Raw genomic sequence first — 22,865 nt, forward strand, 5'->3', positions numbered from 1 at the left:
CCCCTCCCCGACTCCCTCCCGTTCGACGGCACCGCGCTCACCGTGTCCGCCGGCCGCTTCGTGGACGCCACCGGCCGCGAGGTCGTCCTGCGCGGTTACAACGTCTCCGGCGAGACCAAGCTCGCCGAGAACAAGGGCCTGCCCTTCGCCTCGGTCACCGACGCCAGGAAGTCGGCGACCGCCCTGCGCGCCCTCGGCGGCGGCAACTCCGTGCGCTTCCTGCTCTCCTGGGCCTACGCCGAACCCGTGCGCGGCCAGGTCGACACCGCCTACCTGACCGCCGCCACCGACCAGATACGCGCCTTCCTCGACGCCGGCATCCGCGTCTACCCCGACTTCCACCAGGACCTCTACTCCCGCTGGCTCTTCGACGACGACAGCTGGTACACCGGCGACGGCGCCCCCAAATGGGCCGTGGAGCTGGGCGACTACCCCGACGAGTCCTGCGGGATCTGCTTCCTCTGGGGCCAGAACATCACCCAGAACGGCGCGGTGAAGGCCGCCCAGTACGACTTCTGGCACAACGCGTACGGCCTCCAGGACTCCTTCCTCACCATGGCCCAGAAGACCATGACCCACCTCAGGCAGGGCCTGACCACCGAGCAGTTCGCGGGCGTCCTCGGCTTCGACCCCTACAACGAGCCGTACGCCGGCACCTACACCTCCGGGCAGACCAGCCGCACCTGGGAACGCGACCTGCTGTGGCCCTTCTACGTGAAGTTCCGGGCCCGTATGGACGCGGCCGGCTGGCAGGACAAGCCCGTCCTCGTCGAGCCGAACCTCTTCTGGAACGGCAACGTCAGCAAGGAGGAGGGCGGCCTCCTCGACGCGGGCACCCTCGGTTCCCGCTACGTCTTCAACACCCACTTCTACGACCAGAAGGCCATCTCCGGGATCCTGATGTGGGGCAACGCCGCGGACGGACAGTACGTGACCGACTTCGGCACGGTCCGCGACCGGGCCGCGGCGGCCGGCACGACGGCGATCGTCAGCGAGTTCGGCCACCCGCTGAACGGCTCCACGGCCGGCAAGGCGCCCACCGTCCTCAAGGCGATGTACCAGGCCCTCGACTCCCGTGTGAAGGGCGCGAGTTGGTGGACCAACCCCGCCGCCTCCGGACCGGTCCTGTCCGGCAACCAGTGGCAGTGGGACATCTACCACGGCCGGCACCACGAGCCGATGAACGACAACCCCGGCAAGGTGCTCACCGCCGGCGACGCCTGGAACGACGAGGACCTCTCCGCCGTACGCCTCGACGACACCGGAAAGGCGGCGCTGCGCCAGGACGCCCGTCTGCTCGACCGGATCTACCCGAGCGCCACCTCCGGCACGACGCTCGCCTTCACCTACGAGGACCGCTCCCGCGACGGCTCGACCACCCTCACGTGGAACCCGGTGCCGAGTTCCCTGCCGAGCGTGGCGCAACTCGTCGGCTCCGGACAGTACGGGCTGCACGTGTGGCGGAGCGGCGGCGGCTCGGCGCCGACCGAACTGCATCTGCCCGCCTCGTTCCCCGCCGCCTCCACGACCGTGGTCTCCGACCTGGCCACGGTCCACGCTCCGCCGGCCTACACCGCCACCACCCCGGTCGGCGTCGCCGCCGAGCCGGGCGGCACCGGCAGCCGGCGCCTGCTGCTCACCGACACGGACGCGGGCACCGTGCACTACGCCCTGGTGACCAACGGCGCCGGCGCCCCGTCCGCGGCCCTGCTGGCCGCCGCCCGCGGTGAGCTGGCCGCCTGGGCGGCGCAGCGGATCGGCGGGTGACGGCACGCCCGTGCGCCGGGGTCACCGCGACCCCGGCGCACGGGCGGACCGTCGCGCTCAGCCGGCCGGAGACGTCCAGCCGGCCGCGACGTGGCCCTGCCGCACGCGCTGCGGGTGGTCGCCCACCGGCACCGAGACGACCTTCTTGCCGGTGGCGAAGTCGATCGCGGTGACCTGGTCGGACCCGCTCTCGGAGACGACACAGTCCTTGCCGTCGCCGCTGACCGTCGCCCAGTACGGCTTGGAGACGGGGACCAGCGGGCCCTCCTGGAGGGTGGCGCGGTCGACGACGGTGGCGTAGTCGTCCATCGTGCCCGCCACGCACAGCTTGCTGCCGTCCGGCCGCATCGACAGACCGTGGTGCCGCGAGTCGTTGACGAACGTGCCGCGGTCGTCGCTCGTCGCCGGGTTCTTCGGCAGCGTCTTGGTCCGCGTGATCCGGTCCGTGGCGATGTCGTACTCGAAGAACCCGTTGAAGAACGAGACCTGGAAGTACAGCTTGGACTCGTCCGGCGAGAACACGGCCGGGCGCACGGCGTCGGAGTAGTCCGAGAGGCCGATCGCGTCCAGCCGCTGCCGCATGTCGATCGTCTTCACCGGCTGGTACGTCGTGGCGTCGACGACCGTGATGCGCCGGTCGCCCTTCGTCCAGTCCAGCCACGTCGCGTCGAGGGCGGTGTTCACGTCGCCGATCGACATGGTCCAGATGTACTTGCCGTCCTTGGTGAAGATGTTCTCGTGCGGCTTGTCGCCCGTGGCGTACGAACCGAGTTGCTTGCCGGTGCCGATGTCCAGCACGTGCACCGTGTTCGACGTCGAGGCGGAGACCGCGACCCGCTTGCCGTCGGGGGAGACGGCCATGTGGTCGGCACGGTAACCCGACACGGGGAAACGCCAGTTGACGGCCCCCGTCGCCACGTCGATCGAGACGACGTCGGCGAAGCTGGGCCGGGAGACCACCACGGAGGTGCCGTCCGGCGTGGAGTACATGTCGTCGACGAACTGGTCGTGGCCCTCGCCGACGCTGTTGCGGATGGTCATGAAGGCGATCCACCGGATCGGGTCGGCGTTGATCTCCGCCATCCGCTGGTCCTTGTCGGGGATGACGTTGATCCGGCCGATCTTGGCGTAGTCACCGCTGGACTTGATGACATCGGCGGTGCCGTCCCAGTTGTTGGCGACCAGCAGCACGTCGCGCAGTGCGGCGGCGTCGGTGGCGGAGGTCGCTGCGGTGGCGACGGCAGTGGGGGCGGTGACGGTCAGGACGAGGGCGGCGGCTACGGAGCAAAGGTGCCTGGTTCTGAAGGCAGCCATGGCTGCTCTCTCCTCTGGGGGGTGGGAGGTCCCGAATCTGAACACGGGTGCGTTCAGAGTTGACTTACTGGAAAGTAAGGAAGGGGGGCCCTTCGCCACAAGACCACGGGCACGACAAAATTGGGAGACAGGGCGACGAGGGAGGAACCGTGGCGGGCAGGCTGAGGGCGCCGACCGGCCGATACGCCGGCAAGTCCGCGCAGGAGCGGCAGGCCGAGAGGCGGCAGAGATTCCTCGACGCGGCGCTGCAACTGTTCGGCGACACCCCCGGCTACCGGGGCACGACGGTCGCCGCGCTCAGCGAGACGGCCGGACTCTCGACACGCCAGTTCTACGAGGAGTTCCGCACCTTGGAGGACGTCCTGGCGGCCTTGCACCTCCAGGTCAACGACTGGGCCGAGGAGGCGGTCGTGGCCGCGTTCGCCGCCGCCCGTGACCTGCCCCTCGCGGACCGGGTCGCCGCGATCTTCCACGCCTACGCCGGCAATGTCACCGCCGACCCGCGCCGGATCCGCATCACCTTCGTCGAGATCGTCGGCGTCAGCCCCCGCATGGAGGAACAGCGCCTGGAGCGGCGCGCCCGCTGGGTCGACCTCATCTGCGCCGAGGCCACGGCCGCCGCCGACCGCGGCGAGGCCGCCCCGCGCGACTACCGCCTCGCGGCGACGGCCTTCATCGGCAGCGTCAACGGCCTCCTGCACGACTGGAGCGCGGGCTGGGTGGACGCCACCCTCGACGAGGCCGTGGAGGAACTGGTGCGCCAACTGCTGGGCATCCTGCGCCCGGTGGGCTGGAGTCCCGAGCAGCCCCGGTGACGGCGGCGGGCGCTCACGCCAGCCGTCCCACCGCCTCCACCACCTGGCCCACCCCGTCCTCCTCGCGCACCCGCGCCCCCAACTCCCGTGCCCGGTACCGGAAAAGGGGCTCGCGGGTCGCCCGCACCAGGGCTGTGGCCAGCGTGCCGGCGGTCAGCCCGCGCAGCGGGACCACCCCCGGTGCCACCCCCGCGGCGACCAGCCGCTGCGCCCAGAACCCCTCGTCGAACTGGACCGGCACCGGCACGGCGGGGACCCCGGCCCGCACCCCGGCAGCCGTGGTACCGGCGCCGCAGTGGTGGACGACGGCCGCCATCTCCGGGAAGAGCAGCGAGTGCGGGACCTCGTCGACGGTCAGCATGTCGTCGCCCTCGGCCGCGAGACCGGCCCAGCCCCGCTGGACGACACCCCGCAGCCCCGCCCGCCGCAGACCGCTCACGATCTCGCCGCTGAGCCGCCCCGGATCGGGCACGGTCGCACTGCCCAGGCCGACGAACACCGGAGCCGGCCCCGCGTCGAGGAAGTCCCGCACCCCGGCCGGAAGCCGCTGCGCACGGTCGTACGGCCACCAGTAGCCGGTGACGGCGAGGTCCGGCCGCCAGTCGCGGGGCCGGGACACCAGCCGCGGGCTGAAGCCGTGCAGCACGGGCCCCGCCCGCCGCAGGCCCACCCGACGGCCGGCGGGCAGCCCCAGCCGGGCGCGGACGGCCGGCAGGGCCGGGGCGAAGACCTGCTCGACGGCCCACTCCACCCCGTGCCCGGTGAGCCGGTTGGCGACCCCGCCCCAGGAGCCGCCACCCAGCATCGGCGGCGCGAACTCCCGTGTCGGGGCCACGGGTTGGAGGGCCAGGTCGAGGCTCGGCAGCGACAGTCCCTCGGCGATGACATGCCCGAGCGGCGCCACCGACGCGGACAGCAGCAGGACGTCACTGGTGCGGGCGGCGGCCACCAGATCGTCCGTCACCCGCCCCACGACCGCGCGCGCCAGCCGCGCCACCCGCACCAGCTTGCCCACACCCGTGGAACTGCGGTGCAGCCCTCGCCCCCGCTCCGACTCCAGCTCGGCCCGCGGATCGACCGGTACCGGATGAAAATTCACCCCCGACCCCACCACCAGCGGCGCGAACCGCTCATGCGTGACCAGCGTGACCTCGTGCCCCGCCCGCACCAGCGCGTACCCCAGCCCGGTGAAGGGGGCCACATCGCCCCGGGACCCGGCCGTCATGATCGCCACTCTCACGACGGCCAGTATGCGACCGCGGGGAACGAGACGGGCCCCTTTCGCGGGATGCGCGACTCTCGCGGGATGCGCGAGCCGAACCCGGTGGCGGTTTTCCCTCTACTCGTCCCACGCCTGGATCATCGTCTGCTCGACGATCTTGCCGTCGCGCAGGGTGATCATCGACTCGGACAGGACGCGGACGCCGTCCGCGTACTCGCAGGACTCGCTGAAGGCGGCACGGTCGCCCTGGACGACGCAGTCCTCCAGGTGGTGCGTCATGTCGCGGCTGTACACGTCGGCGAGCATCTCGGCGATCCGGTCGCGGCCGTGCAGGACCGTCGGACGGCTGGGCTGGCTGTTGTGGTCCACGACGCGGATCTCCGCGTCGTCCGCGTACAGCGAGAGCAGCGTCTCCGGTGTACGGCCTTCTATGCCTCTGCGCAGGGTCTCGGTGTCGAAGGCGGAGCCTGTCGCGGTGCCCATGGTGACCTCCTTCGAGGACCGCGGGCCGAGGGGGACGGCCCGGCGGGCCCTCACCCTTAGAGACTCCTCCGCGGGGCCGTGCTCGGCAAGCGCGGACGGCGTGCTGCGCCTGTCGGGTGAGCGGTGCCCCGTACCCGTGTCCGCGGGGCGGTCCGGCGCGTTGCACCGGGCATGATCTCCACTCGTCGCATCGTCGCCGTCGCCGCTCTCGCCGTCGGGGTCACCGGCCTCGCCGCGCCCCTGGCGAGCGCCGCCGAAGCCCCGGCCGCGGGCAAGCTGAACCCGATCACCGCACTGGACTCGCTCGCCGAGGCGCAGATCCCCGCCGGGCAGCGCGGCGAACTGCCGCCGGTCTCCGGCCAGCTGGGCGAACTGAACAAGGTGAGCCAGCTCCAGCAGCTGAACGAACTGCACCAGGTCACCGACCTCGTCGCCCCCGTCACCGGGCTGCTCCCGGCCATCGAGGCCTGACCCCTTCACCGTTCCCGCGTGGGGGCCGCCCGGAGTCCGGGCGGCCCCCACCGGCGTTCAGCCCGCCGTGGCCAGGAACTGCGTCGCCGCCAGCTCGGCGTAGAGCGGGTCGGCCGCCACCAGCTCACGGTGCGTGCCCACCGCACGGACCTGCCCGGCCTCCATGACGACGATCCGGTCGGCCGAGGTGACGGTCGACAACCGATGCGCGACCACGAGGACGGTCGTCGTCCGCGCCACGTCCGCGACGGTGTCGCGCAGGGCGGCCTCGTTCACCGCGTCCAGCTGGGACGTCGCCTCGTCCAGGAGCAGCAGCCGCGGGCTGCGCAGCAGGGCGCGGGCGATCGCCACCCGCTGGCGCTCCCCGCCGGACAGCTTGGTCCCGCGGTGCCCGACCAGCGTGTCGAGACCGTCCGGCAGCCCGCCGACCAGCGCGTCGAGACGGGTCGTCTTCAGCACCCGCCGCACGCTGTCCTCGTCGGCCTCCGCGTTCCCCAGCAGCAGGTTGTCGCGCAGGGTCCCCGACAGCACGGGGGCGTCCTGCTCGACATAGCCGATCGCGGACCGCAGCGCGCCCAGCTCCCACTCCGGCAGCGGCCGGCCGTCGAAGGTGATGGCCCCGGAGTCCGGGTCGTAGAACCGCTCGATCAGCGAGAACACCGTGGTCTTGCCGGCGCCGGACGGGCCGACGAACGCGGTCATGCCGCGCGCCGGGACGTCGAACGTCACCCCGTGATGGACGTACGGCAGATCGTCGGCGTACCGGAAGCGGACGTCGGTGAAGGCCAGCGAGGCCGGTTCGGCCGTCGGCGAGGGCAGGGGCGCGGGGCCGGACGCCGGCTCGGCGGGCAGCAGCAGCGTCTCCTGGATGCGGCTGAGCGCCGCCGAACCCGCCTGGTACTGCACGACCGCGCCGATGACCTGCTGGATCGGCGACATCAGATAGAAGACGTACAGCAGGAACGCCACCAGCGTCGCGATGTCGATCGCGCCCGTGGCGACCCGCGCGCCGCCCACCGCCAGCACCGTGATGAACGCGGTCTGCATCGCCAGGCCCGCCGTGTTGCCCGCCGCCGCCGACCACTTGGCGGCCGACACGCTCTGCCGCCAGGAGTCCTCCGCCGCCGCGTGCAGCGCCTTCTCCTCACGGTCCTCGGCGCCCGCCGCCTTCACCGTGCGCAGCGCCCCGAGCACCCGCTCCAGCGAGGCACCCATCACCCCGACCGCGTCCTGCGCCCGGCGGCTGGCCCGGTTGATGCGAGGCACGATCACCCCGATCACCGTCCCGGCCACCAGGATCACCGCCAGCGTGACCCCGAGCAGCACCGGGTCCACGACCCCCATCAGCACGACCGTCGCGACGAGGGTCAGCCCGCCGGTGCCGAGCCCCACCAGCGAGTCGGTGGTGACCTCCCGCAGCAGGGTCGTGTCCGAGGTGATGCGGGCCATCAGGTCACCGGGCTCGCTGCGGTCCACCGCCGCGATCCGCAGCCGGAGCAGATACGACGACAGCGCCTTGCGTGCGCCCAGCACCACCGACTCGGCCGTGCGCCGCAGCACGTACGAACCCAGCGCGCCGACCGCGGCATTGGTGATCACCAGGACCGACAGCAGCACCAACGCGCCGGTGATCGCCCGGTCGTGGGACAGATCGTCGATCAGCCCGCGCGCCACCAGCGGCAGCAGCAGCCCGGTCGCCCCGGTGACCAGCGACAGCAGCGCCCCCGCCAGCAGGGTCCAGCGGTGCGGTCTGACGTAACCGAGCAGCTGCCGCCACGGGGGCTGGACGGCGGCCGTCTCTGCGATGCTCACGAGGCTCCTCGATGCCGGTCGGGTCAAGACCGACCGGCAAATGGGGGGCGGCGTCGCGGGGCTGGGCACGCACATCTGCCGCGTTGTCGTCAATCACCATGGCTCCGCCATGCCTCAATCCTCCGCCTTGCAGCTGCACGCACCCAGCCCCGCTCCTTCTCCCACCCCCCACTTGCCGGTCGGTCCAAAGCGTTCAGGCTACGTCGACGCCGCCGGGGCCCGGTCGGGGGACCGCGTCGCGGGCGGTGACCTGGCTCGACGTGCGTCCGCTACCGATCAGTCACGCGTAGGGTCGAAGGCGGACGGTGGCCGCCGACGAAAGGAACAGCACCATGGCGCAGGAAGTGCGCGCAGTGATCGCACCGGGCAAGGACGAACCGGTGCGGGTGGAGACGATTGTCGTGCCGGATCCCGGACCCGGGGAAGCCGTGGTGCAGATCCAGGCCTGCGGGGTGTGTCACACGGACCTGCACTACAAGCAGGGCGGGATCAACGACGACTTTCCCTTCCTGCTCGGCCACGAGGCGGCCGGCGTCGTGGAGTCCGTCGGCGCGGGCGTCACCGACGTGGCCCCCGGCGACTTCGTCATCCTGAACTGGCGGGCCGTGTGCGGCCAGTGCCGGGCCTGTCTGCGCGGACGCCCCTGGTACTGCTTCGACACCCACAACGCGAAGCAGAAGATGACGCTCGCCTCGACCGGGCAGGAGCTGTCCCCGGCCCTGGGCATCGGGGCCTTCGCCGAGAAGACGCTGGTCGCGGCCGGTCAGTGCACCAAGGTCGACCCGTCCGTCTCGGCGGCCGTCGCCGGACTGCTGGGCTGCGGCGTGATGGCCGGCATCGGCGCGGCGATCAACACGGGCAAGGTCGGCCGCGGCGACACCGTCGCCGTGATCGGCTGCGGCGGGGTCGGCGACGCGGCGATCGCCGGGGCGAACCTGGCCGGCGCGGCGAAGATCATCGCCGTCGACATCGACGACCGCAAGCTCGCCACCGCGCGGACGATGGGCGCCACCCACACGGTCAACTCCAAGGAGACGGACCCGGTCGAGGCGATCCGCGAGCTGACCGGCGGCTTCGGCGCGGACGTCGTGATCGAGGCCGTCGGCCGCCCGGAGACGTACAAGCAGGCCTTCTACGCCCGCGACCTGGCAGGCACGGTCGTGCTGGTGGGGGTGCCCACGCCGGAGATGAAGCTGGAACTGCCGCTGCTGGACGTCTTCGGACGCGGCGGCGCGCTGAAGTCCTCCTGGTACGGCGACTGCCTGCCCTCCCGCGACTTCCCCATGCTGATCGACCTGCATCTGCAAGGCCGCCTGGACCTCGGCGCGTTCGTCTCCGAGACCATCCAGCTCGACGAGGTCGAGAAGGCCTTCGAGCGGATGCACCACGGCGACGTGCTGCGCTCGGTGGTGGTGCTGTGATGGCCACCCGCGTCGAACGCCTCGTCACCTCAGGGCAGTTCAGCCTCGACGGAGGCACCTGGGACGTCGACAACAACGTCTGGATCATCGGCGACGACCACGAGGCCGTCGTCATCGACGCCGCTCACGACGCCGACGCCATCCTCGCCGCCGTCGGCGACCGCAGGCTGACCGCCGTCGTGTGCACCCACGCCCACAACGACCACATCGGTGCGGCACCCGCCCTCGCCGACGCGACCGGGGCCACCATCTGGCTGCACCCCGACGACCTGCCGCTGTGGAAGATGACCCACCCCGACCGCGACCCCGGCGCCCACCTGGCCGACGGCCAGGTCATCGAGGCCGCCGGCGCCGACCTCACCGTGCTGCACACGCCCGGCCACGCGCCCGGCGCGGTCTGCCTGTACGAGCCGGGGCTCGGCGTCCTGTTCACCGGCGACACCCTCTTCCAGGGCGGTCCCGGCGCCACCGGCCGCTCCTACTCCCACTTCCCGACCATCATCGACTCCATCCGTGACCGCCTCCTGACCCTCCCGCCCGAGACGAAGGTCCTCACCGGCCACGGCGACCCGACCACCATCGGCGCGGAGGCCCCCCACCTCCAGGAGTGGATCACTCGGGGCCACTGACCGGCGCCGTGCCCGGCAGGCCCGTGGGCCGGCCGGGTGACGCCGCCGGAAATCGTCACCTCGCCGGAAAAAGGTGACAGGAGATGTCCGGCTTCCGCGTGATCCTCGACGAAGGCATCGAAGGAACACCACAGGAGGTCGCACATGTCCGGTCCGTCGGCAGGAAACGCCGCGCTGGAAGGCAGGGTCGCCCTGGTCGCCGGGGCGACCCGGGGAGCGGGGCGCGGCATCGCCGTGGAACTGGGTGCGGCCGGCGCGACGGTCTACGTCACCGGCCGCACCACCCGCGCCCGCCGCTCCGAGTACGACCGCCCCGAGACCATCGAGGACACCGCCGACCTGGTCACCGAGGCGGGCGGGCACGGCATCGCCGTCCCCACGGACCACCTCGAACCCGCCCAGGTCCGCGCGCTCGTCGACCGGATCGCCGACGAGCAGGGCCGGCTCGACGTCCTCGTCAACGACATCTGGGGCGGCGAGAACCTCTTCGAGTGGGACACCACCGTCTGGGACCACGACCTCGACAAGGGCCTGCGGCTGCTGCGCCTCGCCGTCGAGACGCACGCGATCACCAGCCACCACGCCCTGCCGCTTCTGCTGCGCCGGCCGGGCGGCCTGGTCGTCGAGATGACCGACGGCACCGCCGAGTACAACCGCGACACCTACCGGGTGAACTTCTTCTACGACCTCGCCAAGTCCTCCGTGCTGCGGATGGCCTTCGCCCTCGCCCACGAACTCGGCCCGCGCGGCGCCACCGCCCTCGCGCTCACCCCCGGCTGGCTGCGCTCCGAGATCATGCTGGACCAGTTCGGGGTGCGCGAGGACAACTGGCGCGACGCCCTCGGCAAGGTGCCGCACTTCGCCATCTCCGAGACGCCCCGCTATGTCGGCCGTGCCGTCGCCGCCCTCGCCGCCGACCCCGAAGTGGCCCGCAGGAACGGGCAGTCGCTGTCCAGCGGCGGTCTCGCCGCCGAGTACGGCTTCACCGACCTCGACGGCAGCCGTCCCGACGCCTGGCGCTACCTCGTGGAGGTCCAGGACGCGGGGAAGCCCGCGGACACGACCGGGTACCGGTGAGCGGCCCACCGGTGCGAGGTCTCAGCGTCGCTTAACGGCATGATGTCTTAGCGTTGCTTAACGGCTCCTGTAGATCTTTTCACTTGTGCTGCGAGGTGGGTCTCGGGCAGCGTTCCCCCGTGCAGCCCACCTCGCCCTGGCACCTCCCCGCCTTCCGTGTCCTCTTCTCCGCCACCGCGCTCAGTCAACTCGGCACGAACGTCAGCTATGTCGCCGTCCCCCTGGTCGCCGTGGCCGCGCTCGACGCCACGCCGGGCCAGGTCGGTGCCCTGGCCACCCTCGGCACCCTCGCCTTCCTGCTCATCGGGTTACCGGCCGGCGCCTGGGTCGACCGGATGCGGCAACGGCGGCTCCTGATCGCGGCGGACCTGGTGCGAGCCGCCCTGTTCGCCTCCGTCCCGCTCGCCTGGTGGCTGGACGCCCTCACCCTCGGCCAGCTGTACGCGGTCGTCCTGCTCAGCGGCTGCGCGGCCGTGTTCTTCGACGTCGGCTCGCAGAGCGTTCTGCCCCAACTCGTCGACCGCGCCGCCCTGGTGCAGGCGAACGCCGCCGTCGTCAGCCTCCAGGCGGCGGCCAACGTCGCCGGGCGCGGCGCCGGCGGCGGCCTCGTCCAACTGCTCACCGCACCCGTCGCGGTCGCCTGCGCGGCCGGCGCCCACCTCGCCTCCGCGCTCCAGCTCCTCGCCGTACGCCACCAGGAGGCCGCACCCCGCCGCACCGGTACGGCCGGGCTGCGCGCGCAGATCACCGAGGGCCTGCGCCACGTCCTCGGCAACCCGGAACTGCGCGCCCTCGCCCTGACCGCCGCTCTCAGCAACCTCGGCTCGCAGATCGTGAACACCATGCTGCCGCTGCTGTTCGTCCGCGAACTCGGTCTGCCCGCGGGCGTGCTGGGCCTGTACTGGGGAGCGGGCGGACTCGGGCTCCTGCTCGGCGCCCGCTGCGCCCGCCCCCTCGCCGCCCGCCTCGGCCAGGGCCGTACGCTCGCCGTCGCCGGGCTCGCCCTCGCCCCCGCGGCCCTGCTGGTGCCGCTGATCGGGCGCGGCGCGTGGCTGTGGCTCGCGGGGGCCGGCTGGGTGCTCGCCATGTTCAAGACCGGCACCGACAACGTCCTCGGCGTGAGCCTGCGCCAGCGCATGACCCCGGACGACCTGCTCGGCCGGATGAACGCCACCTTCCGGTTCCTGCTGACGGGAGCACTGGCCGTCGGCGCCGCCCTGTCCGGCGTGCTGGGCGAACTGGTCGGCGTACGGGGCACGTTGTGGGTGGGTGCCGTCGTGATCGCGCTGGCGTTCCTGCCGGTGTTCCTCTCGCCGGTCCGCTCCCGCCGCGAACTCCCCGCTCCGGGGCCTGCGGCGGAGGTCGGCCCGCCGGTGCGGCGGTGAGCGTAGGCGGCGGGCGGACCGCCCACAAGCGGACCGCCGGGGAGGCCGGCGGCCGGGGAAGTTCACCATTTCGTCACAGTACGGGCCGCCCTACAACCGAAGCCCCCGCGGACGGGTCTAGTGGGTGGAGTCGCCGGAATTCGGGCCAGGGAGAGGGCAGTGGCAGTCATGGGGGACATACGCAGACGAGGGGCCGTCGCACTCGGGGTCGCGGGGCTGATCGCGCCGCTGACGCTGGCGCTGGGCGCGGCGCCCGCACAGGCCGCGAGCTGTACCACGCAGGCCGGGCCGTACCAGAAGCAGGTCGAGAAGTTCCTCGGCAGGCCGGTCGACGGCAGGCAGTCGTCGACCGACTGCAAGGCCATCCAGGCCTTCCAGAACAAGCACGGCATCAGGCCGAACATCGGCTACGCGGGACCCGTCACCTGGGGTGTGATGGATCTCATGAACAAGCAGAAGGCGGTGGGCAGCACGCCCAACAAGGCGGGCAAGTGCCCGACCAACAAGGGCCGCATCGCCTGCGTCAACCTCACGCTACAGATCAGCTGGATCCAGGACGGCAGCCGCCTGGTCTACGGGCCGGTCCCGGTCCGCACGGGACGCAACGGCTACGAGACCCGCACCGGCCTGAAGAAGGTCTACTGGCGCAACATCGACCACGTGTCGAGCATCTACAACGTGCCGATGCCGTACAGCCAGTTCTTCGACGGCGGCCAGGCCTTCCACTCGGTGGGCGTCAGCATGTGGAACCCGCCCGGCTCGCACGGCTGCGTCAACATGACGAAGACCGCGGCGAAGAAGTACTGGTCTCTGCTGAAGACCGGCGACGACGTCTTCGTGTACGGCCGCAAGCCGGGCACCTGACAGCGAGCGGGACGGTCGGATACGGGCAGACGGACGTGATCAGTGACACGTCCGTTTTGTCCGTTTAGTTCGTGTATTACTCACGGTGCCTTCACTCCGGGCCCCGTAAGATTCACACCATGTCCACCACTGTTGAACCCCTCTCCGAGCGATCGGCCGCGGAGGTCAACGAGGAGATCAGGGCCCTGTGGCTCCGGTCGGGCGGGACACTGACGGGCGAGCAGCGCGAGGAGTACCGGCGGCTCGTCCTGGAGTGGGCCGCCGTGGCCCCGCAATCGGTCGAGGCGGCCTGACAGCCCTCCGGCCGCGGGGCCTTCCGCCTCGCACCTCCGCACCCGCTACACCGTCCGGGCACCCCGCGTGGGTGCCCTTCTCGTTGTCCGGCCACGCCACCGTGTCCGACGTCACCTCACCCCCAGTTCGCCGAGTAGTGCCGCTGATACGCCTTGCGGTCCTGCTCCGCCCGGATGTACCGGGTCGCCACCAGCGCCACCAGACTGCCCGCGATCACCAGCAGGCCGGGGCCGATGTTGCGCGGATCGGTGAGCCGCGCCGCCAGTGACACGGCCGCCGTGTCGCCCGTCACCGGCGTCGTCGAGCCCGGCGTGACCGAACCCGGGGCCACTGCGGCCTGCGTCGGCGACGAGGACGGCTGGGGGGCGCCCGCGGACGGCGCCGGCGAGGCGCCGTTCTGTGCGGCACCGTTCCGCGCGGCGTCCGAGGGCGCCGCCACGATGAGCTGCACCCCGAGCTGCGCCAGCGCCTTCGTCACCGGCTGGAAGAACGTCGTACCGCCCGTCGTGCAGTCGCCGCTGCCGCCCGAGGTGACGCCGAGCGCGACGCCCTCCGAGAACATCGGGCCGCCGCTGTCGCCGGACTCGGCGCACACGTTCGTCTCGATCAGGCCCGAGACGGTGCCCTCCGGGTAGTTGACCGTCGCGTCGAGGCCGGTCACCTCGCCGTCGCGCAGGCCGGTGGTGCTGCCGCTGCGGAACACCCGCTGCCCCACGGCCGCGTCGCCCACCCCCGTGATCCGCACCCCGTTCCCGTCGCCGATGGCCACGATGTCCGCCCCCGCGCCGGCCTTCCCGCCGGCGTACTGCACGAGCGAGAAGTCCGAGCCGGGGAACGTCGAGTTGACGGTCTGGCCCACCTGCTGGGCGCCCCGGTTGTCGGCGAACCAGTTGGACCCGTTCGGGCCGCAGTGCCCGGCGGTGAGGATGAAGTCGTTCGACCCGTTGGTCACGTTGAACCCCGCCGAACAGCGTCCGCCGGTCGACAGGATGGGCTGGGCGCCGTTGAGCCGGGTGGTGAAGGTGCCCTCGGTGCGCTCCATGCGGACGAAACTGCCGATGCCCGACGCCACGTCCGTCATCCGCCCCCAGTCGGAGGCGGACACCGTGCGGTCGCCACGCACCACGACCTGGTTGGACTTGTAGTCCATCACCCAGGCCGTCCCGGCCACCCGGGGCGCCGAACGCAGCGCCGCCGCGGCCGACTTCAGCTCGTTCATGCTGTGCCCCACGACCTTCGCCTCGGCGCCCGCCGCACGGACCGCCGCGGCCGACTTCTCGTCGGTGACCGCGACGACCGGACGGCCCTCGGAGTCGACCCAGGCGCCCGCCGTCCGAGCGGTGCCGAGCCGCTTCACCAGATCCGCGCCGGTGCTCGCGACGGACCGCGCCGTTTCCCCCGCCGCGGTGCCGGTGGCGGGTGTCTCGCTCGCCATGGCGGCCTGCGTGACCATGACGCCTCCGAGGAGGAGCCCGCCGACGGCCGCCAGCCGTGTCGCTCGCCGGACGGTCCGTCGTCGTACGTGCCTCATGCATGGCTCCCGAAACAGCGAACGCGCGGTCCCAACACCGCGAGGTTCTCCCGTCGTTGAGAACCCTCACTCCCTTACGTGCCGGGACCCGGCCGCGTTCAGCCCGGAAACGATCACCTCAGAGTTTGCGGGCCACCCCGCCGAACATGGCGACCTCCTCCGGCTCCGAGGCGTCCCCGCCCTCCGGACGCCAGCGCGAGCAGGACAGCACACCCGGCTCCAGCAGCTCCAGGCCGTCGAAGAACCGGGCCACGTCCTCGGGCGTGCGCTGGGTGAGCTTCGGCGTGCCGTGCTCGTTCCAGAACTTCACGGCCTCGTCCACGTCCGGCATCGACGGACTGGTGATGGTGTGCGACAGCACCAGATGGCTGCCCGCCGGCAGCCTGTCGACCAGCCGGCGCACCAGCGCGTACGGGTCCTCGTCGTCGCCGACGAAGATGACCACGCCGAGCAGGATCAGCGCCACCGGCTTGCTGAAGTCCAGCGTCTTCGCGGCGTGTTCGAGGATCGCGTCGACGTTGCGCAGGTCCTCGTCGAGATAGTCGGTACGGCCCTCGGGCGAGCTGGTGAGCAGGGCGCGCGCGTGCGCCAGGACCAGCGGGTCGTTGTCGACGTAGACGATCCGCGCCTCGGGGGCGGCGGCCTGGGCGACCTCGTGGGTGTTGTCCGCGGTGGGCAGGCCGGTGCCGATGTCGAGGAACTGGCGTATCCCGACGTCGTGGACCAGGTGACGCACGGCGCGGCCCAGGAAGAGCCGGTCGGCGCGGGCGTACTCGCCGATGCCCGGGTGCAGCTGGCGGATCTGGTCGCCGGCCGCACGGTCGACCTCGTAGTTGTCCTTGCCGCCCAGCCAGTAGTTCCAGATGCGGGCGGTGTGCGGCTGGCTGGTGTTGATGCGGTCGCGCAGTGACTGCGCCGCCTCGTCCACGGCCGGCGGGTTCTCGGTCACGGATGTGCTCCTGGGATGCCTGGTGCGTGCGATATTTCGGGTCAAGGAGCAATGTAGACCGATGAGTTGATCTCCGTGCGCGGTCCCCCGCAATCGGCCGCACCCCACGACGCCTGCCGCTGTCCCGTTCCCGTCGTCCCAGCTCGTGCCACGGCCGCCTATCTTGAGCCCATGACCAGGATCCCGCACGAATCGTCCGGTGAACCGAATCCGCTGCGCGCCCTCACGCTCGACCGCCTCCGGCGCCGTACGAGCATGAAGTGGCGCACCTATCCCGACGACGTCCTGCCGCTGTGGGTCGCCGAGATGGACGTCCCCCTCGCCGAGCCCGTCGTCCGGGCGGTCGGTGACGCGCTCGCCCTGGGCGACACCGGCTATCCCGCCGGCAGCGGCTACGCGGAGGCGCTGGCCGCGTTCGCCGCCAAACGGTGGGGGTGGCACGCTCTCGCGGTCGAGCGGACGGCGATCGTGCCCGACGTGATGCTGGGCGTCGTCGAGATGCTCAAGCTCGTGACCGGGCCCGGCGACCCGGTCGTGGTCAACCCGCCGGTGTACCCGCCGTTCTTCCAGTTCGTCGAGCACATGGACCGGCGGATCGCCGAGGCGCCGCTCGGCGCGGACGGGCGGCTCGACCTCGACGTGCTGGAGACGGCCTACCGGCGGGCCGTCGCGGGCGGCGGGCGCGCCGCGCACCTGCTGTGCAGCCCGCACAACCCGACCGGCACGGTCCACACGGCCGCGGAACTCGCCGCCGTGGCCGCCCTCGCCGACCGGTACGGCGTCCGGGTGGTCGCCGACGAGATCCACGCCCCGCTCACGGCCGGCGGGGTCGACTTCGTGCCGTATCTGAGCGTGCCCGGCGCGGACAGCGGCCTGTCGCTGATGTCGGCGTCGAAGGCGTGGAACCTGGCCGGGCTCAAGGCCGCCCTCGCCGTCGCGGGCCCCGCGGCCGAAGCCGACCTGGCCGCGCTGCCGGAGGAGGTCGGCCATGGTCCGAGCCACGTCGGCGTCATCGCCCACACCGCCGCCCTGCGCGACGGCACCGCCTGGCTGGACGCGCTGCTCGGCGGCCTCGACGACAACCGGCGCCTGCTCGCCGCGCTCCTCGCCGACCGGTTGCCCGGCGTCGTGCTCCGGCCCGCCGAGGGCACGTATCTGGCCTGGCTGGACTGCCGGGCGCTGGACCTCGGCGACGATCCGGCCCGGGTCTTCCTGGAGCGGGGCCGGGTCGCCCTCAGCCCCGGCCCGGATTTCGGCACGGGCGGCGCCGGGCACGTACGGCTGAATCTGGGGACCTCGCCGGAGATCCTCGCGGAGGGGGTGCGGCGGATGGCGTCGGCGCTGCGCTGACGGCACGCCGGGGTGCCTAGACTGCGGGCATGGACGACAAGGCGCTCGACCGGCTCGGAGCGGGCAAGTACCTGCTGATCACCAGCTATCGGAAGAACGGGACCGGGGTCGCCACCCCCGTGTGGGTGGTCCGCGACGGGGACGCGCTCGGGGCGTGGTCGGCCGCCGACTCCTGGAAGGTGAAGCGGATCCGGGCCCGCGGCGACGTCATGGTCGGGCCCTGCGACGTGCGCGGCAACCCCACCGGTGAGCAGATCCCGGCCACCGCCGAGATCTGCGACGCGCAGACCACCGCCCGCTACCGCACGATGATCGCCCGCAAATACGGTGTCGTCGGCCGCCTGACGCTGCTCGGCAGCAGGCTCCGGCGGGGCCTGGAGGGCACGGTCGGGATCCGCGTGACCCTGTAGAACCGGACCGAGGGGACGAGGGGGCGGGGACCGGATGGTCCCCGCCCCCTCTCACCGCGCCCGTGCGGTTGACGACGCCGGCGCCGGGCGCCAGGACGCTATGACACGTCCGTCACCGTTCCCGTCAGGACCGGGTGGCCGGGCAGCGGACGGGCCTCCTCGTCGGTGAGCGCCAGGCGCACCGACTCGGCCGGCTCCGTCACCTGGTCCGCCACCGTGACCACGGTGAAGTCGGCGGTGGTGGTCCCGGCGGGGATGTTCATCCACGCCCACACGTTCGCCCCGGACAGCGGGCGTTCCGGGTCGGGCTCCACACCGGCGTGGTCCAGGAGCCACTGCGGGTCGACGTCCTTGGTGGACAGCTCGGCGCCCTCGGTGACCGGCACGACCAGCACCGGCTGCCAGAACTCCACGTCGGCGGACTCGGACAGGGAGATCCGCCAGGTCAGCGTCCCGCCCTCGGTCACCCGGTCGGTGACGGGGGTCAGGGTCACCTCCGGCGCGGGGTCGTCGTTGCGCGCGGTGACACCGCCCCGGTAGGAGCCGACGACGGCGCCGTGCACGGCCTTGGCGAGGACGTCGTGCTGCTCGTCGTAGCCGAAGCGGGTGTCGCCCTTCACCTCGACCGGCACGTCGACCGGGGTGGCGCCGGGCCGCACCGTGACCAGCTTGTCCACGGTCTCGCCGGTGTCCGGGTCCAGGACGGAGAAGCGGACCTGCCCGCTGCCGTGCCCGGAGACCCGCACCGGGACGTGGTAGGTCAGGGTTCCCGCGTCGCCCTCCTCGACCGTGAGGCGGCCGATGTCGACGCGCGGCAGAGCGGCCGGCGTCACCGCAGGGGTGCCGGGAGCCCAGCCCCAGGCGTCCATCAGCCAGGCCTGCCCGGACCCCGAACGCGGCGTCAGCTCCAGGGACTTGACGTGCCTGAGGTCGAGTCCGGCGCGGGTGGCGGCGGTCAGCGGGACGCGTACCTCGCGGGCCCAGTAGGAGGAGGTGCGCTCGCTGCCGGGCAGGCCGTCGACCGTGACCCGGCCGAGCCGGGCGCGGTGGCCGGCCGAGTCGGTGACGGAGACGTCGAGTTCGGTGCCCGTCGTGTTCGGCGGCACGAACACGCGCAGCGCCAGACTCTTCGCGCCGGTGAGGGAGACGGGCGCGGCGGGGCGGACGCGGGTCGCGGTGCCCGGTTCGGTCCAGTTCAGCGCGACCGCGCCGCGGCCGGCCTCCTTGTCGGTCTGCCACCACGCGAAGTGGGGTGACGAGCCCTTGGTGTCAGGGGGCAGACAGGCCTGGGCGGGGTCGGGGTCGATCGCCGCGCACAGTCTGCCGCCGGTCACCGTCACCCCGCCGTCGGGCAGGAACCCGGCCGTGCGGCGGGCGCCGACGGCGTGGGTCAGCACCCGGGCCGGGTCCGCGGACGGGGCGCGCCGCCCCGAGCCGTCGAGGAGCGGGCGCACCCGGTCGTCACCGGCGACGAACAGGCGGGCCGCGGCGGCGATGTAGGTGGCGCCGGCCTGGTGCTGCCCCTCGGCGGTCAGCCGGGTCGGGGCGCCCGTGGAGCACACCGGGTCGGGCTGCTCCTCGTCGTCCCAGAAGTCGTCGGAGGAGGGTGCCTCGGACAGGCCGGGCGTCCACTGCGAGTTGAAGTAGTTGTGGTTGGCGCCGACCACGTACACGGCGCTGTGCAGGGCGGTGCCGCGGCTGATGCCTCGGGTGCCGTCGACGTAGACCTCGCCCTGGAGGTCGGAGACGTCGCCGTCGCAGCCCGGCAGGATCGTCGCGGACGGTACGTCGGCCACCGGATTCTGGCCGAAGATCGTCGGTCCGATGAGGACGGTGCCGCGGATCTTCCAGCGCACCGGGCCGCGGTAGCCGTCCTCGGCGGCCGGCGGCGGGTACAGGCTGTCCATCGCGGCGCGGTTGACGCCCTCGCCGCCGCGCGAGTGCCCGACGAGCAGGACGCGGGACAGGTCGGCCCTCGGGGCGTCGCGTACGGCGGCGGGGGCGCTGCCAGGACGGGCGGCCCAGCCGGCCCACTTCGCGAGGTGCTGCCGCACGAGCGAGGAACGGGCCTGCGCGCCGCCGTCCTCGGCCTCCCAGTCCTGGCCGTTGATGCCGTTGGCGGAGATCGACACCGTCACATAGCCCTGGGAGGCGAGGAGTTGCTGGTCCTTGAGGTAGCCCCGGTGGCTCGGGATCGCCTTCGTACCGGCCGGGCAGGGCCAGTCGCCGGTGACGTCGTCGCCGCCCGGCTTGTAGCAGGTGCTGTGCCGGCCGTGCAGGAAGAGCGCGAGGGGGCGCTTGCCGGAGACGCCCCGAGGCGCGACGACCACGGCCTCCATCTCGACCGGCTGGGCGAAACCGGGCAGCTTCACCGGGTCGAGGCCGTACTCGCCGGTGACCGTGCGGTACGCGCCCGGCCGGCCGGGGTCCACGGAGTTGGCCGGGAGGGCGGCCGGGGGCTCGGCGGCGGACAGCGCGCCGCGCCGTTCGCGCGCGGTGTCGCCTGCGGGCGCGTCCAGCCGGCGCCCGCCCGCCAGGACCTGGAGATCCTTCAGGGGCGCGTCACCGACGGCGTCGAGGGACAGCCGGAACGTACGGCCGTCGTTCTCCGCCTTCGGGGCGCCGAGCGGCCGGTCGCCGGCGTGGAACTCCACGCGGGCGTCGCCCATGGGCACGGGCCGGGGCGAGCGCCACACCAGTTCGCGCGCGTCACCCTCCCCGCCGATCCGCCAGCCGGGCGGCAGGGCACTGCCGGAGGAGGTGGTCGACGGTCTTGTCTCGGACGGTTGCTGGGCTTGTGCCAGTCCCGGTGTTCCCGCCAGGGCCGCGAGCGCGGCCACAGCGGTGACACCTATTCGCCGGGCACGGATCAAGGGTCCACTCCTCAACGTTCGGAGCGCGGGAGCCCCGTCCGTATCCGGAGCCCCTCGCGTCACGAAGGAAGCGAAAGAGGACCTGTGGGTTGCCTTCGGTGACGGATCGGTGCCGGATACCGCCCGCCTATGACAAGAATCCGGACACCGTCAACTGCCCTGGTGATACGTGGACTTGGTCCTGGTCGCAGCAGAGCGCCCGTCGGGTCAGTGCCAGGCCCGGTACGGCTCGTCGACCATCTGGAAGACCGGCTCGCCCCGCACCGGGTCCTTGGCCGTGGACAGCCGGACCCGGTCCCCGCTGTGGATGCCGATGAGCGGGCCCATCACCCGGCCGCGCACCACGAAGCCCTCGGCCATCTCGACCAGGGAGACATTGCGCGCGGAGGGCGTGTTGCGGTGCACGACCGTGGTGTGGCGGACGGTGCCGGTGCCCTCGCTGCGCTCCGTGCGCAGGTCGCTGCCCTGGCAGACGGGACACAGCAGCCGGTGGTACATGGCGGTGCCGCACCAGGTGCAGCGCTGGAAGAGGATCGCGTCGGTGTCCGTGGTGGCCCGGCGGTCGAGGAGACCCGCCGAGGAGCCTGCCGCCTGCTGAACGGCGCTTCCTGAGTGGTGGTACACGCTGGTCAACTCCCTGCACTTCGGCCGGAATCCCCCGTGCGCGGCTCACCCGGGCACGGGTGTGCGCGGTTCGCCGTGCCACCGTGCACGCCCACAGGGTATGGCACTCAGTGCCACCAGTAAAGGCACTGCGTACCCCGAATCTGGCGGGCGGGGGAACGCCGGGAGAACTCCGCCGCCTACTCGCGCCCGAGCGTCGTCTCGATCTCCTGCACGACCCGCCACAGCGGCGCTCCCCGCCGCGACACGACCACCACCACGTCCTCGGGGTGCTCCGGGTGTCCGGGGTGTCCGGGGTGTTCCTGGACCGGGGCGGCGCCGAACGCGGACTGTACGTACCCGAGCGCGTGGTCCACGGTGGTGCTCGCGTCGCTCTCGCCGTCCGAACGCAGCCAGGAGCGCAGCGCGTTGTTGTGGGCGGCGACCACGGCGGCCGCGATCACGTCGGCCCGCAGGGTTCCGTCGGGCCGGCCGGCGAAGCGGCCCCGCAGGTACTCGGCGAGGGCGCGCTCGTAGCGCCACACCACCGACAGCTCGTAGGCGCGCAGTCCGGGCACCTGCTTGGTGAGGCGGTAGCGCTGCACGGAGAAGGAGGGGTTCTCGGCGTACATGCGCAGGACGAGGCGGGCCGCGTCGCACACCCGGGGCACCGGCTCGTGTCCCTCGTCGCTCGCGGCCAGGAACGCGGTCATGTCGGCCAGACAGCGCTCGTGGTCGGGGAAGACCACGTCCTCCTTGGAGGGGAAGTAGCGGAAGAAGGACCGCCGTCCCACCCCGGCGAGCGCCACGATGTCGTCGACGGTGGTCTGCTCGTAACCGCGCTCCAGGAACAGCCGGAAGGCCGCCGCGACCAGGGCGTCCCGCATGGGCGGTTTGGCGCCGGCCGCCTCGGCGCTGTCACTGGAGCTCATGCCAGGGAACGTAACACCGACCGGCGGTGATGGCACTCAGTTCCCTCTTCGGGGGAACTGAGTGCAGCTGCCCGAGGCACCCTCAGAAGCGCTCGGCCGCCTCGACCACGTTGGTCAGCAGCATCGCCCGGGTCATCGGGCCCACCCCGCCGACCGGCGGCGCGAAGGATCCCGCGACACCGCTCACGTCCGGGTGGACGTCGCCGAGGATGCCCTCGACGGTGCGCGTGAGGCCGACGGACAGCACGGTCGCGCCCGGCTTGATCCAGTCCGGCATGACCATGTGCGCGACACCGGCCGCCGCCACGACCACGTCCGCCACGCGCGCGTGCGCGGCGACGTCCTGCGTGGCCTCGTGGCACAGGGTCACGGTGGCGTGCTCGGAGCTGCGCGTCAGCATCAGGCCCAGCGGCCGGCCCACCGTGACACCGCAGCCGATGACGCAGAACTGCTGGCCGGTGATGGCCACGTGGTTGCGGCGCAGCAGGTCGATGATGCCGCGCGGGGTGCAGGGCAGCGGCGCCGGTATGCCCAGCACCAGCCGGCCCAGGTTCGCCGGGTGCAGACCGTCGGCGTCCTTGACCGGGTCGATCAGCTCCAGCACGGCGTGCGTGTCGATGTGCGCGGGCAGCGGGAGCTGCACGATGAACCCCGTGCACGCCG

General features: G+C 72.5%; 21 protein-coding genes. 11 read left to right on the forward strand and 10 right to left on the reverse strand.

Annotated elements, in window-relative coordinates:
• Positions 1-1,767 (forward strand): cellulase family glycosylhydrolase (locus tag BZL64_RS18350; protein WP_107430309.1); only part of this gene is annotated, 1,767 nt, incomplete at its 5' end.
• Positions 1,768-1,824: 57 nt separating this feature from the next.
• Here BZL64_RS18350 and BZL64_RS18355 read toward each other — a convergent pair.
• On the reverse strand, positions 1,825-3,081 hold the full coding sequence (locus tag BZL64_RS18355) for a YncE family protein (RefSeq protein WP_086770278.1): 1,257 nt from the start codon (positions 3,079-3,081) through the stop codon (positions 1,825-1,827).
• Between the two features lie 149 nt (positions 3,082-3,230).
• Here BZL64_RS18355 and BZL64_RS18360 point away from each other — a divergent pair, with 149 nt between their 5' ends.
• Positions 3,231-3,896, forward strand: a complete 666-nt coding sequence (locus BZL64_RS18360; RefSeq protein ID WP_086770279.1) for a TetR/AcrR family transcriptional regulator — start codon at positions 3,231-3,233, stop codon at positions 3,894-3,896.
• 13 nt (positions 3,897-3,909) lie between these two features.
• On the opposite strand, the gene BZL64_RS18365 is transcribed toward BZL64_RS18360, so the two are convergent.
• Positions 3,910-5,121, reverse strand: a complete 1,212-nt coding sequence (locus BZL64_RS18365; RefSeq protein WP_086770280.1) for a glycosyltransferase — start codon at positions 5,119-5,121, stop codon at positions 3,910-3,912.
• Between the two features lie 114 nt (positions 5,122-5,235).
• The gene (locus BZL64_RS18370) at positions 5,236-5,601 is read right to left on the reverse strand and encodes a nuclear transport factor 2 family protein (RefSeq protein ID WP_086770297.1); all 366 of its coding nucleotides are present in this window, start codon (positions 5,599-5,601) and stop codon (positions 5,236-5,238) included.
• Positions 5,602-5,772: 171 nt separating this feature from the next.
• Between BZL64_RS18370 and BZL64_RS18375 the strand changes: the two genes are divergently transcribed.
• Positions 5,773-6,072: a hypothetical protein gene (locus BZL64_RS18375; protein ID WP_086770281.1), complete on the forward strand. Its 300-nt coding sequence runs from the start codon at positions 5,773-5,775 to the stop codon at positions 6,070-6,072.
• A 57-nt stretch (positions 6,073-6,129) separates the two neighbouring features.
• Here the strand turns inward: BZL64_RS18375 and BZL64_RS18380 are convergent, their stop codons facing one another.
• Entirely contained in the window at positions 6,130-7,884 is a 1,755-nt protein-coding gene (locus BZL64_RS18380; RefSeq protein ID WP_208639466.1) for an ABC transporter ATP-binding protein, read from the reverse strand.
• A gap of 332 nt (positions 7,885-8,216) precedes the next feature.
• On the opposite strand from BZL64_RS18380, the gene BZL64_RS18385 reads away from it, so the two are divergent.
• The 6 genes from BZL64_RS18385 to BZL64_RS18410 all read left to right on the forward strand — a co-directional run bounded on the left by BZL64_RS18385 (position 8,217) and on the right by BZL64_RS18410 (position 13,553).
• Positions 8,217-9,305, forward strand: coding sequence for an S-(hydroxymethyl)mycothiol dehydrogenase (locus BZL64_RS18385; RefSeq protein WP_086770283.1), 1,089 nt, complete (start codon positions 8,217-8,219; stop codon positions 9,303-9,305).
• A complete protein-coding gene (locus tag BZL64_RS18390; protein WP_086770284.1) occupies positions 9,305-9,934 on the forward strand; it encodes an MBL fold metallo-hydrolase in 630 nt (209 codons plus the stop codon). Before BZL64_RS18385 ends, BZL64_RS18390 begins: the two co-directional genes overlap by 1 nt.
• Positions 9,935-10,078: 144 nt before the next feature.
• Positions 10,079-11,011, forward strand: coding sequence for an SDR family oxidoreductase (locus BZL64_RS18395; RefSeq protein WP_086770285.1), 933 nt, complete (start codon positions 10,079-10,081; stop codon positions 11,009-11,011).
• A gap of 119 nt (positions 11,012-11,130) precedes the next feature.
• On the forward strand, positions 11,131-12,396 hold the full coding sequence (locus BZL64_RS18400) for an MFS transporter (protein ID WP_086770286.1): 1,266 nt from the start codon (positions 11,131-11,133) through the stop codon (positions 12,394-12,396).
• A 168-nt stretch (positions 12,397-12,564) separates the two neighbouring features.
• Positions 12,565-13,260, forward strand: a complete 696-nt coding sequence (locus BZL64_RS18405) for a L,D-transpeptidase (protein ID WP_086770287.1) — start codon at positions 12,565-12,567, stop codon at positions 13,258-13,260.
• A gap of 119 nt (positions 13,261-13,379) precedes the next feature.
• Entirely contained in the window at positions 13,380-13,553 is a 174-nt protein-coding gene (locus BZL64_RS18410; RefSeq protein ID WP_086770288.1) for a hypothetical protein, read from the forward strand.
• A gap of 116 nt (positions 13,554-13,669) precedes the next feature.
• On the opposite strand, the gene BZL64_RS18415 is transcribed toward BZL64_RS18410, so the two are convergent.
• Both BZL64_RS18415 and BZL64_RS18420 read right to left on the reverse strand, forming a co-directional pair.
• Complete coding sequence (locus tag BZL64_RS18415; protein ID WP_086770289.1) at positions 13,670-15,085, reverse strand: S1 family peptidase; 1,416 nt, start codon at positions 15,083-15,085, stop codon at positions 13,670-13,672.
• Positions 15,086-15,203: 118 nt separating this feature from the next.
• On the reverse strand, positions 15,204-16,034 hold the full coding sequence (locus BZL64_RS18420; protein ID WP_086770290.1) for an SAM-dependent methyltransferase: 831 nt from the start codon (positions 16,032-16,034) through the stop codon (positions 15,204-15,206).
• A 171-nt stretch (positions 16,035-16,205) separates the two neighbouring features.
• Between BZL64_RS18420 and BZL64_RS18425 the strand changes: the two genes are divergently transcribed.
• Together BZL64_RS18425 and BZL64_RS18430 are read left to right on the forward strand one after the other, a co-directional pair.
• Complete coding sequence (locus tag BZL64_RS18425) at positions 16,206-17,384, forward strand: MalY/PatB family protein (RefSeq protein WP_086770291.1); 1,179 nt, start codon at positions 16,206-16,208, stop codon at positions 17,382-17,384.
• A 29-nt stretch (positions 17,385-17,413) separates the two neighbouring features.
• A complete protein-coding gene (locus tag BZL64_RS18430) occupies positions 17,414-17,794 on the forward strand; it encodes a PPOX class F420-dependent oxidoreductase (RefSeq protein ID WP_086770292.1) in 381 nt (126 codons plus the stop codon).
• Positions 17,795-17,892: 98 nt separating this feature from the next.
• Here the strand turns inward: BZL64_RS18430 and BZL64_RS18435 are convergent, their stop codons facing one another.
• The 4 genes from BZL64_RS18435 to BZL64_RS18450 form a co-directional block, all read right to left on the reverse strand.
• Positions 17,893-20,667: a hypothetical protein gene (locus BZL64_RS18435; RefSeq protein WP_086770293.1), complete on the reverse strand. Its 2,775-nt coding sequence runs from the start codon at positions 20,665-20,667 to the stop codon at positions 17,893-17,895.
• A 207-nt stretch (positions 20,668-20,874) separates the two neighbouring features.
• Positions 20,875-21,291, reverse strand: a complete 417-nt coding sequence (locus BZL64_RS18440; RefSeq protein ID WP_086770294.1) for a Zn-ribbon domain-containing OB-fold protein — start codon at positions 21,289-21,291, stop codon at positions 20,875-20,877.
• A 179-nt stretch (positions 21,292-21,470) separates the two neighbouring features.
• Positions 21,471-22,157 (reverse strand): TetR family transcriptional regulator, encoded by a 687-nt coding sequence (locus tag BZL64_RS18445; protein WP_208639467.1) that lies wholly within the window; start codon positions 22,155-22,157, stop codon positions 21,471-21,473.
• Positions 22,158-22,284: 127 nt separating this feature from the next.
• The coding region (locus tag BZL64_RS18450; protein ID WP_086770298.1) for a bifunctional methylenetetrahydrofolate dehydrogenase/methenyltetrahydrofolate cyclohydrolase at positions 22,285-22,865 on the reverse strand (581 nt) is incomplete at its 5' end.

Source organism: Streptomyces bobili, assembly GCF_002154575.1.
GTDB classification, from domain to species: Bacteria; Actinomycetota; Actinomycetes; order Streptomycetales; family Streptomycetaceae; genus Streptomyces; species Streptomyces bobili.